The sequence below is a fragment of the Mesorhizobium sp. M7A.F.Ca.US.014.04.1.1 genome, assembly GCF_003998745.1.
GTDB classification, from domain to species: Bacteria; Pseudomonadota; Alphaproteobacteria; order Rhizobiales; family Rhizobiaceae; genus Mesorhizobium; species Mesorhizobium ciceri.
In genome coordinates, this window is the sequence record NZ_RZRW01000081.1 from 1 (window position 1) to 14,789 (window position 14,789).

At 62.9% G+C, this 14,789-nt stretch carries 13 protein-coding genes; 8 read left to right on the forward strand and 5 right to left on the reverse strand.

Translation table 11 applies throughout. From position 1 onward, the window contains the following. From EOA22_RS08230 to EOA22_RS08245, 4 genes are all read right to left on the reverse strand, one after another. Positions 1 to 158: dephospho-CoA kinase (locus tag EOA22_RS08230; protein WP_127389916.1), on the reverse strand; the 158-nt coding region annotated here is incomplete at its 3' end. Beyond that, positions 155 to 997 carry a shikimate dehydrogenase gene (locus tag EOA22_RS08235; protein ID WP_063169602.1) on the reverse strand — a complete coding sequence of 281 codons (843 nt, stop codon included), beginning with the start codon at positions 995 to 997 and terminating at the stop codon, positions 155 to 157. The genes EOA22_RS08230 and EOA22_RS08235, both read right to left, overlap by 4 nt. After that, the gene (locus EOA22_RS08240; RefSeq protein ID WP_063169601.1) at positions 990 to 1,589 is read right to left on the reverse strand and encodes a Maf-like protein; all 600 of its coding nucleotides are present in this window, start codon (positions 1,587 to 1,589) and stop codon (positions 990 to 992) included. Before EOA22_RS08240 ends, EOA22_RS08235 begins: the two co-directional genes overlap by 8 nt. Positions 1,590 to 1,827: 238 nt before the next feature. Further along, the gene (locus EOA22_RS08245; RefSeq protein WP_013528729.1) at positions 1,828 to 2,649 is read right to left on the reverse strand and encodes a pyruvate, water dikinase regulatory protein; all 822 of its coding nucleotides are present in this window, start codon (positions 2,647 to 2,649) and stop codon (positions 1,828 to 1,830) included. A gap of 405 nt (positions 2,650 to 3,054) precedes the next feature. On the opposite strand from EOA22_RS08245, the gene hemE reads away from it, so the two are divergent. From hemE to rho, 3 genes are all read left to right on the forward strand, one after another. After that, positions 3,055 to 4,086 carry a uroporphyrinogen decarboxylase gene (gene hemE / locus EOA22_RS08250; RefSeq protein WP_024504092.1) on the forward strand — a complete coding sequence of 344 codons (1,032 nt, stop codon included), beginning with the start codon at positions 3,055 to 3,057 and terminating at the stop codon, positions 4,084 to 4,086. Continuing rightward, positions 4,086 to 4,622, forward strand: a complete 537-nt coding sequence (gene hemJ, locus EOA22_RS08255; RefSeq protein ID WP_024504091.1) for a protoporphyrinogen oxidase HemJ — start codon at positions 4,086 to 4,088, stop codon at positions 4,620 to 4,622. The genes hemE and hemJ overlap by 1 nt, the downstream gene beginning before the upstream one ends. Before the next feature lie 229 nt (positions 4,623 to 4,851). Further along, complete coding sequence (gene rho, locus EOA22_RS08260; protein WP_013528732.1) at positions 4,852 to 6,117, forward strand: transcription termination factor Rho; 1,266 nt, start codon at positions 4,852 to 4,854, stop codon at positions 6,115 to 6,117. A gap of 203 nt (positions 6,118 to 6,320) precedes the next feature. Here the strand turns inward: rho and EOA22_RS08270 are convergent, their stop codons facing one another. Next, positions 6,321 to 8,339 (reverse strand): thioredoxin domain-containing protein, encoded by a 2,019-nt coding sequence (locus EOA22_RS08270; protein WP_063169600.1) that lies wholly within the window; start codon positions 8,337 to 8,339, stop codon positions 6,321 to 6,323. Positions 8,340 to 8,403: 64 nt separating this feature from the next. On the opposite strand from EOA22_RS08270, the gene mnmE reads away from it, so the two are divergent. The 5 genes from mnmE (at position 8,404) to EOA22_RS08295 (ending at position 14,351) form a co-directional block, all read left to right on the forward strand. Beyond that, on the forward strand, positions 8,404 to 9,735 hold the full coding sequence (mnmE, locus tag EOA22_RS08275; protein ID WP_127224152.1) for a tRNA uridine-5-carboxymethylaminomethyl(34) synthesis GTPase MnmE: 1,332 nt from the start codon (positions 8,404 to 8,406) through the stop codon (positions 9,733 to 9,735). Between the two features lie 299 nt (positions 9,736 to 10,034). Next, complete coding sequence (gene mnmG / locus EOA22_RS08280; RefSeq protein WP_127389917.1) at positions 10,035 to 11,915, forward strand: tRNA uridine-5-carboxymethylaminomethyl(34) synthesis enzyme MnmG; 1,881 nt, start codon at positions 10,035 to 10,037, stop codon at positions 11,913 to 11,915. Then, the gene (rsmG, locus tag EOA22_RS08285; RefSeq protein ID WP_063169597.1) at positions 11,912 to 12,544 is read left to right on the forward strand and encodes a 16S rRNA (guanine(527)-N(7))-methyltransferase RsmG; all 633 of its coding nucleotides are present in this window, start codon (positions 11,912 to 11,914) and stop codon (positions 12,542 to 12,544) included. The genes mnmG and rsmG overlap by 4 nt, the downstream gene beginning before the upstream one ends. Positions 12,545 to 12,596: 52 nt before the next feature. Further along, positions 12,597 to 13,397, forward strand: coding sequence for a ParA family protein (locus EOA22_RS08290; protein ID WP_013528736.1), 801 nt, complete (start codon positions 12,597 to 12,599; stop codon positions 13,395 to 13,397). A 63-nt stretch (positions 13,398 to 13,460) separates the two neighbouring features. Then, on the forward strand, positions 13,461 to 14,351 hold the full coding sequence (locus EOA22_RS08295) for a ParB/RepB/Spo0J family partition protein (RefSeq protein ID WP_013528737.1): 891 nt from the start codon (positions 13,461 to 13,463) through the stop codon (positions 14,349 to 14,351). Positions 14,352 to 14,789 lie beyond the last annotated feature (438 nt).

The window sequence follows — 14,789 nt, forward strand, 5'->3', positions numbered from 1 at the left end:
CGCCAGCTGTCGATGTGAGAGCCGCTTATCTGCCTGCCGGCATAGAGGCGATGCACCGTCTCGTCGGAATCGTGGACCGGCACGCCGGCGTCAGTGAACATCCTGGCTGTGGTCGACTTGCCCATGCCGATCGAGCCGGTGAGGCCGAGCACGATCATGGCTTCGGCACCAGATCGGCGACGATCAGGGCCCGAAGTTCGGCCGTCACCCGCGGCCTGATGCCGAACCAGCGCTCGAAGCCAGGCACGGCCTGATGCAGAAGCATGCCGAGACCGTCGACCGTCTTCAGATTTCGCGCTCGGGCGGCCGCAAGCAGCGGCGTCTCCAGTGGCACATAGACGATGTCGGTGACGATGGCATGGTCGGGCAGCCGGGCGGGATCCGCCGACAGGCCTTCATTGCCATGCATGCCGAGCGCGGTGGTGTTGACCAGCAGGCCGGCATCGCCGAGCAGTTCGTTGGTCGCCGCCATGCCATGCGCCGAGACACCGGTGCCGAAACGATCGCGCAATTCCTGCGCTCGGGCCAGAGTGCGGTTGACGATGCGAATGTCGGCAACGCTGCGCTCCTTCAGCGCATGGATGACGGCGCGCGACGCGCCGCCGGCGCCGAGCACCACCGCCGGACCCTTGCTTGCCCAGCCCGGTGCATGATCGTCGAGGTTGGCGGCAAAGCCGTGACCGTCAGTGTTGCCGCCCCACAGGATGCCGTCCTCGAACCACAGCGTGTTGACGGCGCCGATTTCTTGCGCCGCCTGGTCGCGGCGTTCGGCCAATGCGAAGGCCGCTTCCTTGTGCGGGATGGTGATGTTGCCACCGCGGTAATTGTTTGCCTGCAATGTTTCCACGAACACGGCAAAGTCTTGCGGCGCGACATCGATGGCCTGGTAGCTTCCGTCGATGCCATGTTTGGCCAGCCAGTGACCATGGATCTTCGGCGAGCGCGAATGCTTGACCGGATGGCCCGACACGAAGGCTTTTTTCGACGCCTCAGCCATCGATCGCCCCCAGGTCTCGCAGTTCGGCCAGCAGCGGCAACAGCGGCAGGCCGACAATGGTGAAATGATCGCCCTCGATTTTCTCGAACAATTGAATGCCTTCGCCTTCGATCTGATAGGCGCCGACGCTTCCCAGCGCCTTGGCACCGACACGGGCGAGATGGCGCCCGATAAAGGCGGGATCGAGCTTGCGCATGGTCATCGAGGCGATGCCGACATGCCGCCACAGAACCTTGCCGTCGCGAACCAGCACGGCGGCGCTGTTCAACTGATGGGTCTTGCCCGACAGCGCCAGCAAATGACGGCGGGCACCCTCCATGTCAGCCGACTTGTGGAACACCTCGTCGCCGAGCGACAGCGTCTGGTCGCAGCCCAGCACCAGGGCGCCCGGCCTGCGCTCGCTGACTTCGGTCGCCTTAGCCTCGGCCAGCACCAGGGCGACGTCCTCGGGCGAGACGCCGCTATCCTGCAAAGGCGACTCGAGCGCGCGCTCGTCGACATCGGCCGGCACCGCCTCGACATCGACGCCGGCATTGACCAGCATCGCCTTGCGGAACGGACTGCCGGAAGCAAGGATGAGTTTTTCGATCATGCTGATTCACCCATGTTGGCGCTCCGTCACGCACCCCTCATCCGACCGAGCTTCGCTCGGCCACCTTCTCCCACAAGGGGAGAAGGGAAGTCCCGCGCGTACGCCGCTGCAAATCGCCAACTGGCGGTATCTTGCGGAGACGACGGTGCCACGTTCTTCCTTCTCCCCTTGTGGGAGAAGGTGGCCTCGCGAAGCGAGGTCGGATGAGGGGTGCTGGTGCTCACTTATCTTACCTGCCCTATCTATTCTTCCCCCGCAGGGCAACGATGGCCGCCGCCGTTTCCTCGATCGAGCGGCGGCTGACGTCGATCATCGGCCAGCCATGGCGCGTGCAGATCTTGCGGGCGTAGGCGAGTTCTTCGCTGATCGCCGCGCGGTCGACATAGTCTGATGCCTCATACGAGCTGCTGTTGCCGAGGATGCGGTTTTGCCGGACGTGCGAGATGCGCTCGGCGGTGGCGATCAGCCCGACGATGAGCGGCTTGCTGGCGGCAACCAGGCTTTCCGGCACCGGCACACCGAGCACGATCGGGATGTTGGCGGTCTTGATGCCGCGGTTGGCGAGATAGATGCTGGTCGGCGTCTTCGACGTGCGAGAAATGCCGATCAGCACGACATCGGCATCGTCCATGTTGAGCGGCAGCTGGCCGTCATCATGGTCCATGGTGAAATTGAGCGCGTCGATGCGGCGGAAATATTCGGCGTCGAGAACATGCTGGGCGCCGACGCGGCGGCCGGCGGGGGTGCCGAGATAGGACTGGAACACGGTCAGCACCGGCTCCAGCACCGACACACAGGGCAGGCCCATGGCCGCGCAGCGCTCGTCGATGCCGCGCGCCAGCTTCTGGTCCACGACCGTATAGAGGATGATGCCCGGCTCTTCCTCTATATCCTCGAACACCTTCGCCACCTGCTTTTCGGTGCGGATGAGCGGATAGATATGCTCGATGGCGCGCGCATCCTTGTATTGTGCCGAAGCCGCCCGGCCGGCGGCGAGCAGCGTTTCGCCGGTCGCGTCGGAAATCAGGTGCAGGTGGAAGAAGCTCTGGGGTTTGTTCACAGGGGGTCACCTGGGGCTGTGGGCTTCTGTGGATAAAGCGGGATGAAAAGAGGGGGCGGTCGGAGGCGACTGTATCAGATGGCAGTTTGTCCACAATTCGATGCGCTGTCAGCTTCGTCGGGCGACTGGGGACAAGTTTGGGGACGGCTTTTTTCGCCTACAGTCCGTCCACAGGACCTGCCTTTCACCGCTCTGCCTAACGCTTTGACTCGATTGATCGATTCCGACCTATCCCCAGAACCCTACATCTGGGAAAAAGAAGCACGCGACAATATGTTGGCTGGTGTTTTCCGGGGCAAAGCGGGACAGGTGGCAATCACCAGAACCAACAGACTCTTAGAATCAGAAGAATCTTAGATATAAGAATCTTTGATTATAGAAGAGGCCGGAAGAAGCGAGCGCTCGATGCCCCAGAACCGGATCATGCTGGATGTCCTGAAGGGCAAGGCTCATTTTCCGCCTCCGCTCTGGATGATGCGTCAGGCAGGGCGTTATCTGCCGGAGTATCGGGAGACACGCAGGCGAGCAGGCTCGTTCCTCGATCTCTGCTATGATCCAGACCTTGCCGTCGAAGTGACCTTGCAACCGATCGAGCGCTTCGGCTTCGATGCTTCGATCCTGTTTTCCGATATCCTTGTCGTTCCGCATGCGCTTGGCCGTGACGTCCGTTTCGAAGAGGGCAGAGGGCCGCTGCTGACGCCGATCACCGCGCCGCAGATTCTGGCTCTGGAAGGCAAGGTGTTTCACGTGAATCTCGAACCGGTCTACGAGACGGTTCGCCGGTTGCGGGCCAAATTGCCCGACGAGACAACCCTGATCGGCTTCTGCGGCGCGCCGTGGACGGTGGCGACCTACATGATTGCCGGCCATGGCACGCCCGACCAGGCGCCGGCGCGGCTTTTTGCCTATCGCGAGCCGGTGGCCTTTCAACGATTGCTGAAGGTGCTTGCCGAACATTCGGCCGCCTATCTCATCCGCCAGATCGAGGCGGGCGCGGATGTGGTGCAGATTTTCGATTCCTGGTCCGGCGTGCTGGACGATGAAACTTTCGATTTGTTCTGCGTTCAGCCGATGGCCGAGATCGTTGGCCGGGTGCGGGCGGTTTATCCCGATGTCCCGATCATCGGTTTTCCCAAGGGCGCCGGTTCGCGCTACCGGACCTATCGACAGAAGACCGGCGTGACGGCGCTGGGGATCGACTGGACGGTGCCCCTGATCGCGGCGAAGGAATTGCAGCGCTCGGGTGCGGTTCAGGGCAATCTCGATCCCTTGCGGCTCGTCGCTGGCGGCAAGGCGCTGTCGGATGGCGTCGAGGCGATCCTGAGAGCGCTGGGAGACGGGCCGCTGATCTTCAACCTCGGTCACGGCATCACGCCGGAGACGCCGATCGCCCATGTCGAGGCGATGGTGAAACAGGTGCGGAGCGCGACACGCTGATGGCTCAGATGAACAACACGAACAGCACCGGCCAGGCGATGATGCGCATGATATCAGGTATCGCCGTGCTGATCGTTTTCACCGCGCTTTTGTATTTCGCGGCACCCGACAGTTTTTACCCCTGGGCCAAGGCGATCCATATCCTCGCCGTCATCTCGTGGATGGCGGGCATGCTCTATCTGCCGCGGCTGCTGGTCTACCACACCGATGCCGAGAAGGGCTCGGTGCAGTCGGAAACCTTCAAGGTGATGGAGCGGCGCCTGCTGCGCGGCATCATCAACCCGGCGATGATCGTCACCTGGGTGTTCGGCCTGTGGCTCGCCTGGAAGGGTTTCGGTTTCCAGGGCGGCTGGCTGCACGCCAAGATCGGAGCGGTGCTTTTGCTGTCCGCCGTTCATGGCTATCTGGCCGGCGCGGTGCGCAAATTCGCCGAGGACCGTAATGAAAAACCGGCCAGGCACTGGCGGATGGTCAACGAGATCCCCACATTGCTGATGATCGCAATCGTCATCCTGGTGGTGGTCAAGCCGTTCTGATGCATGTCGCTCAAAAACGGCCAGGAGACTGCGACAGGCATTGATGCGTTTAGGCCTTCATAGGCCATGCAAAACGCAGCTTGCTCTTTCACCCGACCGACGATAAAAGACGGGTCTTCCTTCCCGTCATGCGCCGCCCCTCGTTGTTTTCGGCCGCGCCCGGCATTTGTCGCATCCCGCCGATATTTTCCCAAAGCCTACCCAGACTCCATCTATTCAAGGTCCGTCTATGCAAGAAATGAAACTCGCCGAGTTCAAGAACAAGAAACCGCCAGAGCTGATCGCTTATGCCGAATCGCTCGAGGTCGAAAACGCCAGCGTCATGCGCAAGCAGGAGCTGATGTTTGCGATCCTGAAGAAGCTGGCCGCCCAGGAGATCGAGATCATCGGTGATGGCGTGGTCGAGGTGCTGCAGGACGGTTTCGGCTTCCTGCGCTCCGCCAACGCCAATTACCTGCCAGGTCCCGACGACATCTATATTTCACCGTCGCAGATCCGGCGCTTTTCGCTGAAGACCGGCGATACTGTCGAAGGGCCGATCCGCAGCCCGAAAGAGGGCGAGCGCTATTTCGCGCTGCTCAAGGTCAACACCATCAATTTCGACGATCCCGAGAAGATCCGTCACAAGATCCACTTCGACAATCTGACGCCGCTCTATCCGACCAAGCGGCTGAAGATGGAGATCGAGAATGTCACCACCAAGGACATATCGGCCCGTGTGATCGACCTGGTGGCGCCGATCGGCAAGGGACAGCGCGCCTTGATCAACGCGCAGCCGCGTACCGGCAAGACGGTTCTGATGCAGAACATCGCCCACTCGATCACCGCCAACCACCCGGAATGCTATCTGATCGTGCTGCTGATCGACGAGCGGCCGGAAGAAGTGACCGACATGCAGCGCTCGGTGAAGGGAGAGGTGATCTCCTCGACCTTCGACGAGCCCGCGGTGCGCCACGTGCAGGTCGCCGAAATGGTCATCGAGAAGGCCAAGCGCCTGGTCGAACATGGCCGCGACGTCGTCATCCTGCTCGATTCGATCACCCGTCTCGGCCGCGCCTACAACACCGTCGTGCCGTCATCCGGCAAGGTGCTGACCGGTGGTGTCGACGCCAACGCGCTGCAGCGGCCGAAGCGCTTCTTCGGCGCCGCCCGCAACATCGAGGAAGGCGGTTCGCTGACCATTATCGCCACCGCGCTGATCGATACCGGCAGCCGCATGGACGAAGTCATCTTCGAAGAGTTCAAGGGCACCGGCAACTGCGAAATCCAGCTCGACCGCAAGGTGGCCGACAAGCGCATCTATCCGGCCATGGACATCCTGAAGTCCGGCACCCGCAAGGAAGACCTGCTGGTTTCCAAGCAGGACCTGCAAAAGATCTTCGTGCTGCGCCGCATCCTGGCGCCGATGGGAACCACCGACGCGATCGAGTTCCTGATCGACAAGCTGAAGCAGACCAAGACCAATGCGGATTTCTTCGATTCGATGAACACGTAAGGGGATGGGGTAGCGATCCTTCGCGCCCCCCTCTGCCCTGCCGGGCATCTCCCCCTCTAGGGGGGAGATTACGCCCTTGGTCGTTTTCGGCAATTATCAACGCCGTAAGGTGAACGGAACAGCGAAGCTGCCGATCTCCCCATTTTGAGTGGGCGATGGCCGGTAGGCCAGAGGGGGGCGTCTCTCGCCGGCGGTTAGCAAAACTATCGCCGTCGCAACAATCGCTCGAGCTCTTCAGCATCCGTCACCGCCGGCAAACAAACCTGCCCCGTGCACAACCATGCACCTGCCTTGTCGGTCGGCGGCAGGATTCCACCGGGTAGCAAGGATCGATTCGCTGCCGTACCGATCGGCACGACGATGTCGATGCGGCGCGGGTCCGGGTTTCGATTCGCAACCGGAACGAGCTTTGGATCTGTGAACTCATCCACCAACACCAGCTTGAGCGGCTCGATCGCCAGCGCGCAGGCATTGACGATGCCGGCCTGGCCATAGGCCTGCTGCGCCGCGCGGCCGGCGGCATGCTCGGCGACGTGCCAGGCTCTCTCCTGCAGCTCGAGATTGCCGGTGACGGAGGCGAGCCTGACCAGCGCCTCGATGATCTGGCCGGTGGCGGACGGAATGGCTTCGTCGACATCGCCGCGGATGCGGATCGGCACGTCGGTGCTGTCGGAAGCAGTCAGGTAGTAACCTGTCTTCTCGGCGTCGGCGTGCCAATGCTCGAGCTGCTCGACAAACTGGCCGGCCTGGTCGACATAGCTCCAATTTCCAGTGGCCTCGAACAGCGAGATCGCTGCGTTGGCCATGGCGGCATAGTCGCTGGACAAAGCAGGGAACAGTTTTCTGGCACCGAGCATCGAATGCGGCAGGCGGCCGTCGCGGCTGGCAGCGCTGATATGGGCAAAGGCCTTTGCCGCCGCATCGATCCAGTCAGGCCGCGCCAGCGCCCGGCCGGCCTCGGCAAGCGCCGCGATCATCTGGCCGTTCCAGTCGATGAGGGTCTTTGCGTCAAGGCCGGGCCTGACCCGCTCTTCCCGGACAGCAAGGAGTTTCGCCTTGAGCGCGCTGATCTCTTCGCGGTGGATCACATATTGCGATTGCTGGGACCAGGTTTGGTGGACGACCGGCTCGCCTTCCCAGCCATGCGGGCTGGAGAGCGTGAAGTGCTTGAAAAACAATGCGGAATCGTCGCCAAGGGCGGCTTCGATCTCGTCGCGGCTCCAGGTGTAGAACAGACCTTCCTCGCCGTCGCTGTCGGCATCGAGACTGGCGGCAAAGGCACCGCCGTCGACGCGCATTTCGCGCAGCAGCCAGCCGATCGTCTCTTCGATTCGCACCCGGAACAATTCATTGCCGCTTGCGGCATAGGCCCAGTTGCAGAAGCGGAGGAGCTGGGCATTGTCGTAGAGCATCTTTTCGAAATGCGGCACCAGCCACTCGGCATCGGTCGAGTAGCGGCTGAGCCCGCCGCCGATGTGGTCGTAGATGCCGCCGCGCAGCATCTGTTCGAGGCTGTTGAGGACGTCGTCGCGATGGGCGGCATTGCCATCACGCAGCCAGGACAGCCACAGCGTTTGCATGAACGGCGCGTTGGGAAATTTAGGCGCGCCGCGCAATCCGCCGAGATCACGGTCGATCATGCCGTCGATGCCCTTGGCCAATTCCGCCAGCGTGGCGCGGTCGAGCACGGTTCTGGCATGCGAACCGGCGAGCCTCGCCTCGACATGCGTCGTCAGGCCGTCGGCGCTCTGGTTGAGGCTCGCCCGCTTCTCCCGCCACGCCTTGTCCACCGCCTCCATCACCTGGATGAAGCCGGGGCGGCCGTAGCGCGGCTCGCGCGGAAAATAGGTGCCGCCCCAGAACGGCTTGCCGTCCGGGGTCAGGAACATGGTCAGCGGCCAGCCGCCCTGCTCGCCCATCGAGGACAGCGCCGCCATATAGATCTGGTCGATGTCCGGGCGCTCCTCGCGGTCGACCTTGATATTGACGAACAGACGGTTCATGACGGCGGCGATGCCATCGTTTTCGAAGCTTTCATGCGCCATGACATGGCACCAATGGCAGGCGGCATAGCCGACCGAGAGCAGGATCGGCCTATCCAGCGCTTTCGCCTCTTCGAGCGAAGCCGGCGACCAGGCCCGCCAGTGGACGGGATTGCCGCTGTGCTGCTGCAGATAGGGGCTGGCTTCTTCGGCAAGCAGGTTTTGCGCGGGCAGCGTCACTGGGCAAACTCGGGTGCGATTGGCTGATAGGCGTGAAGCTAGGGCGGTTCAGTAGAGCGGGCAAATGATTTCAGGCGATTCCATCGTAGCGCTGTCGAGCGGCCGGCTGCCTGCCGGCGTCGCCGTCATCCGAATTTCCGGCCCACAGACTCGATTCGTCGTCGAAACGATTGCTGGGGCTATGGTTAAGGACCGCGCGGCGGCTCTGCGCAAGATGCGGGCACCCGATGGAGCCGTGCTCGACACCGGGCTGGTCGTGTTCTTTCCCGGTCCGGCCAGTTTCACCGGCGAGGACGTCGCGGAATTCCACGTTCATGGCGGCCGTGCCGTTGTGGCAAAAATGCTGGAGACGATGACCGGGTTTGACGGCGTCAGGCACGCGGAACCGGGCGAATTCACGCGTCGCGCCTTTCTGAACGGCAAGGTAGACCTGGTCGAGACCGAGGCGCTGGCGGATCTCGTCAATGCCGAGACGGAGGCGCAGCGGCGCTTCGCGGTGCAGAATGCCGACGGCGTACAGAGCGAACTCTATCTCGGCTGGCGCCGCAGGCTGATCCATGCCCGCGCCATGATCGAGGCCGAGATCGATTTCGCCGACGAGGAAGACGTCCCTGGTTCCGTTTCGGATGCGGTCTGGTCTGATGTCAGAACGATGATCGACGAGATCGACCGGCACATCGCCGGATTTCGCGCCGCCGAGATCATTCGCGACGGCTTTGAGGTCGTCATCCTCGGTGCCCCCAACGCCGGTAAGTCGAGTCTGTTCAACGCCCTGGCGCGGCGCGATGCCGCTATAGTAACGGATGAACCAGGCACGACCCGCGACCTGCTTGAAGTGACACTTGATCTTCAGGGGCTGCGTGTCCGGCTTACGGATACGGCCGGGTTGCGCGATGCGCCGGGGAAGGTCGAGGCGATCGGCATCGAGAAGGCGAGGGCCAAGGCGCATGGCGCCGATCTCTTGCTGTTGCTTCACGACATGGCGAAACCAAGGGATGTCGGTGAGCTGCCGACCGTGGCGCCCACCCTGCTTGTCGGCACCAAGCTTGATCTGATCGACGGCCGTGCAGTGCCCGACGCGACCGCCGACTATGATCTTGTCATCTCGGTGGAGGAGGGGACCGGCGTGGAGGAATTGCTGGCGGAGATTGGCCGGCGCGCGTCGGAGTCAGCCGGCAGCGTCGGCGATGTCCTGCCGTCGCGCCTTCGCCACGTCGAATTGCTTGGCGAGACCAACCGCCATCTGCATCGCGCCACTGACGGCCGGATGAACGAGCAGGAGTTGCGCGCGGAGGAGTTGCGGCTCGCCGCCGATCGCCTCGGCCGAATCGTCGGCGCCATCGACGTCGAGGACATGCTGGACGTGATCTTCTCGCAGTTCTGCATCGGGAAATGACTCACGTGAAACAGGGTCGCTGCGGCGTGAGCTCCCTTTAGATCGTATGTTGCTTTGCTGCATGGCTTCGTGATTTTCGACGAACCCCGAAGGCGGGTAGGCTTCATCTGGGCCACCACCGCGCTGCGCCGCCTGCATGACTCACGTGAAACGTGTCAGGCGGCCCGATGACTCACGTGAAACACTGGGCTGACTAGCGGCGCGGCTGTTTCACGTGAAACTTGTCGCGGAGTTTTCTTGACAGCGTCGCTCCGCAGGGACATGTGTCCCTCATTCTTCTGAGTCCAGGACGTTTGGAAATGACCAATCGCTATGATGTGGTTGTGGTGGGCGGCGGCCACGCGGGTTGCGAGGCGGCCAGCGCTGCCGCGCGCGCCGGCGCCAGGACGGCGCTGGTGACGCTGCGTTTCGACACGATCGGCGTCATGTCGTGCAACCCCGCGATCGGCGGGCTCGGCAAGGGCCACCTGGTGCGCGAGATCGATGCCATGGACGGCCTCATGGGCCGCGTGGCGGATGCGGCCGGCATACAGTTCCGCCTGCTCAACCGCCGCAAAGGCCCTGCGGTGCGCGGCCCGCGTACGCAGGCCGACAGAAAGCTCTATCGCCTTGCCATGCAGGAAGCGATTCGGCAGCAGAACGATCTCGACGTGGTCGAAGGCGAGGTTCTGGACTTCGAGATCGCCGACGGGCAGATCACGGCGGTTCTCCTAGCCGACGGCCGGCGCCTTGCCTGTGGCGCGGTCGTCCTGACGACCGGGACTTTTCTGCGCGGGCTTATCCATATCGGCGAGAAGAAGATCGTCGCCGGCCGCATGAACGAGCAGGCGAGCCTCGGCCTGTCGGCAACGATGGACCGCGCCGGCTTCAAGCTTGGACGGCTGAAGACCGGGACGCCGCCGCGGCTCGATGGCCGGACCATCGACTGGGCGTCGCTGGAAAGCCAGGCGGCGGATGCGGATCCGGTGCCGTTCTCGCTGATGACCGACCGTATCACCACGCCGCAGATCGATTGCGGCATTACGCGGACGACGACCGCGACGCATGAGTTGATACGCGCCAATCTCGGTCGCTCGGCCATGTATTCCGGATCGATCGAAGGCGTTGGGCCGCGCTATTGCCCGTCGATCGAGGACAAGATCGTCAAGTTCGGGGACAGGGACGGGCACCAGATTTTTCTGGAGCCGGAAGGCCTGGACGACGACACCGTCTATCCCAATGGCATTTCGACCTCGCTGCCCGAGGATGTGCAGCTCGACATCTTGAAAACCATTCCGGGGCTGGAGCGAGCCGTCATGCTGCAGCCCGGCTATGCCATCGAATATGATCATGTCGATCCGCGCGAGCTGCATCAGACGCTGGAGACGAAGCGCGTCAGTGGCCTGTTCCTCGCCGGGCAAATCAACGGCACGACCGGCTATGAAGAAGCGGCCGGGCAAGGCTTGCTTGCCGGCCTCAATGCGGCGCGGCGGGCGGCGGGCAGCGAGCAGATCGTGCTCAGCCGCACCGAGGCCTATATCGGCGTCATGGTCGATGATTTGACCAGCCGGGGCATTGCGGAGCCCTACCGGATGTTCACGTCGCGGGCCGAGTTCCGGCTGTCGCTACGCGCCGACAATGCCGATGAGCGGCTGACGCCCGTGGCTGCGAAGCTTGGCATCGCCTCGGCGCAGCGAATGCGACGCTACGGGGATGTCATGCAGAATCTTGATGAAGCGCGGGAGCTGGCGAAGTTGCTCACAATGACGCCCAACGAGGCGGCGCGTCATGGGCTGGAAATCAACCGGGACGGCGTGCGCCGGTCCGGTTATGAATTGCTGTCCTATCCCGACGTCGACGTGGCCTGGCTGGGTCGTATCGATTCGCGATTCGCGGCGATCGACGGCAAGACGGCGGAGCGCCTCGAAACAGAGGCGAAATATTCAGTCTATCTCGATCGCCAGAAGACGGATGTGGCGCAGATCCGGCATGAAGAGAGCCGGCTGATCCCCGAGACGGTCGATTTCGCCGGAGTGCCGGGTCTGTCGAACGAGTTGAAGCAGAAGATGCAGGCGCGGCGGCCGCGCTCCATCGCCGATGCCCAGCGCATGGAAGGCATGACGCCGGCGGCGCTGGCGATCATTGTCGCGCATGTCCGTCACGCGGAGAGCGCCCAGCGCCTGCAAAAGGATGTTGCGTGAGTTCTATGACCCTAGCGAGCCTGCAGGACACGGCAGGCCCGGTTTCACGTGAAACATTCGATCGGCTGGTGGCGTTCGAGCAGATGTTCCAGAAGTGGAATCGCAGCATCAATCTGGTGGCGCAATCGACCTCGGGCGACGTCTGGCAGCGTCATATATTGGACAGCGCGCAGCTCGCGCGCATAGAGCCCCAAGCCACACGCTGGGTGGATATCGGCTCAGGCGGCGGATTTCCGGGCCTTGTCATGGCTTTCCTGCTGGCCGAGCGCGACGGCGCCAGCATCGATCTGGTTGAAAGCAATCGCAAAAAAGCATCCTTCCTGCAGACCGTCATTGGGCAGTTCAGCCTGCCGGCGCGGGTGGTGGCGCGCCGCATCGACGACAGTCATGCGCTTGTTTCGACGCCGCAGATCGTCACGGCGCGGGCGCTGGCTCCGCTTTCGACGTTGCTGGACCTGTCGGCGCCCTGGCTGATTTCAGGCGCGCGCGGCCTGTTCCACAAAGGCCGGGATTACCGCACCGAAGTGCAAGAAAGCGTTCACCGATGGTCCTTCGATCTGGTAGAACATCCCAGTGTGACCGACGCTGGCGGCGTCATCCTGGAATTGTCCAACCTGCGACCTGTCTGATCCGTCACTGACAGGCGATTTGGCGCCCAAAATGAATTTCTGGCATAAACCCATGATGAAGAATGGCCCCCGAATCATCACCGTAGCCAACCAGAAAGGCGGCGTCGGCAAGACAACCACCGCCATCAATCTGGCGACCGCGCTGGCCGCGATCGGCGAAAAGGTGCTGATCGTCGATCTCGATCCGCAGGGAAATGCCAGCACCGGCCTCGGCATCGACCGCAAGGATCGGACGGTGTCCTCCTATGACGTGTTGACCGGCGAGTTGGAGCTGGAGGCCGCGGCCATCCCGACGGCGGTGCCCGGCCTGTCGATCGTGCCGTCGACGCTCGACCTGCTCGGCATTGAAATGGAGATCGCCTCCGCGCCCGACCGGGTGCTCAAGTTGCGTAATGCGCTGCGCGCCGCGACCGAGCGCGGCGCACCCTTTGGCTATGTGCTGATCGATTGCCCGCCATCGCTCAACCTTTTGACCTTGAATTCAATGGCTGCGGCCGATTCTGTTCTTGTGCCGCTGCAATGCGAGTTCTTCGCGCTCGAAGGTCTCAGCCAGTTGCTGGAGACGGTCGAGCAGGTGCGCCGCTCGATCAATCCGGATCTCACCATCCAGGGCATCGTGCTGACCATGTATGACGGCCGCAACAATCTCGCCAACCAGGTGGTGCAGGATGTGCGGGCGCATATGGGCGACAAGGTCTACGAGACCGTCATCCCGCGCAATGTGCGGGTGTCCGAGGCGCCGTCCTACGGCAAGCCGGCGATCCTTTACGATCTGAAATGCTCGGGCAGTCAGGCCTATCTGCAACTGGCGTCGGAAGTGATCCGCCGCGAGCGCAAGTTACGCGCCGCTTGATTAGACTCCCTGCAATTTAAAGAGCCGATTCGATACCGAAACGATCCGGAACCTGGAATAAAGATGAGCGAAGACCTTTCGAGAAAGAGACTGGGGCGTGGGCTGGCGGCGCTGATCGGCGAGATCGATCGCCCAGCTGCGCCTGAAAAACCAGGCATGAGCGCCGACGGCAAGGTGCCGATCGAGTTCCTGACCCCCAATCCGAAGAATCCGCGGCGGCATTTCGGCGACGCCGAGCTGACCGACCTTGCCCAGTCGATCCGCGAACACGGCGTCGTCCAGCCGGTGGTGGCGCGTCCTTCGCCGGCACAGGCCGGCCGTTACGAGATCATCGCCGGCGAGCGGCGCTGGCGCGCGGCGCAGCGCGCCGGGCTGTCCGAGATCCCGGTCATCATCCGCGAGGTCAACGACCGCACCGCGCTCGAGCTGGCGATCATCGAAAACGTCCAGCGCACCGACCTCAATGCGGTCGAGGAAGCGCTTGGCTATCAGCAGCTGATCGATGAGCACGGCTACACCCAGGCCGATCTCGGCCAGGTGATCGGCAAAAGCCGCAGCCATGTCGCCAACACGCTCAGGCTCCTGAAGCTGCCGGATGTGATCCGCGACATGCTGGTCGACGGCGCGCTGTCGGCGGGCCATGCCCGCACGCTGGTGACGGCGGAAGATCCGGCCGGCCTTGCCAAGCGTATCGTCGAAGAGGGCCTTTCGGTGCGCCAGGCCGAAGCGCTGGCCCAGATACCGGCCGGCACCAGCAGCACCAAGGAAGCCAAGCCGGCGCCAAGTCCGGAGCAAAAGGACGCCGATACGCTGGCGCTGGAAAAGCTGTTGACCGATACGATCGGCATGATTGTGTCAGTGGATCACAAGGGCAAGGGCGGCACTTTGCGGGTTTCATACCGGTCGCTGGAGCAGCTTGATGAGCTGTGCAGAAGGCTGAAGCAGGAGCGTTAGTTAGCCGGCGAAGTATATTGAGACCGGAGATTGCGCATGTGGAAAGGGGCTGGCCGTTTGGCCGGCCTTTTCCTTTTGGGGCGCTCGTGATTGGCGAAATCGGTGACGCCGCGAATCTCCCTCCTTGAGGGGGGATGGCCGGCAGGCCAGAGGGGGTCGCCCCACATCAAGCGCCGGGCCCCTGCGGGAACGAAGAAGAGGTCAGCGCCCCACGCGCGGCGGCCCCCTCTGTCGCCTTCGGCGACATCTCCCCCTCGAGGGGGGGATCAGGCTCGCTCCCCAGCCTCGCGCTCTCAACCGCGATCCCAAGCAGCGCCTGCCGCCAGCCCTGCCGCTCGCGGCTTGACAGTGCCAGGCAACGGCGTAACCTATATTAGATATGGCTTAAATTATGTGCCCTAGCGTGCCGGTCAGTCGAGGCGGGGGGTATTTTTCGTT

Bases quoted from the DNA above. Each gene is read 5' to 3' on its own strand.
- EOA22_RS08235 (WP_063169602.1), bottom strand. From the start codon at position 997: ATGGCTGAGGCGTCGAAAAAAGCCTTCGTGTCGGGCCATCCGGTCAAG.
- EOA22_RS08240 (WP_063169601.1), bottom strand. From the start codon at position 1,589: ATGATCGAAAAACTCATCCTTGCTTCCGGCAGTCCGTTCCGCAAGGCG.
- hemE (WP_024504092.1), top strand. From the start codon at position 3,055: ATGCCCCAGAACCGGATCATGCTGGATGTCCTGAAGGGCAAGGCTCAT.
- hemJ (WP_024504091.1), top strand. From the start codon at position 4,086: ATGGCTCAGATGAACAACACGAACAGCACCGGCCAGGCGATGATGCGC.
- rho (WP_013528732.1), top strand. From the start codon at position 4,852: ATGCAAGAAATGAAACTCGCCGAGTTCAAGAACAAGAAACCGCCAGAG.
- mnmE (WP_127224152.1), top strand. From the start codon at position 8,404: ATGATTTCAGGCGATTCCATCGTAGCGCTGTCGAGCGGCCGGCTGCCT.
- mnmG (WP_127389917.1), top strand. From the start codon at position 10,035: ATGACCAATCGCTATGATGTGGTTGTGGTGGGCGGCGGCCACGCGGGT.
- EOA22_RS08290 (WP_013528736.1), top strand. From the start codon at position 12,597: ATGATGAAGAATGGCCCCCGAATCATCACCGTAGCCAACCAGAAAGGC.
- EOA22_RS08295 (WP_013528737.1), top strand. From the start codon at position 13,461: ATGAGCGAAGACCTTTCGAGAAAGAGACTGGGGCGTGGGCTGGCGGCG.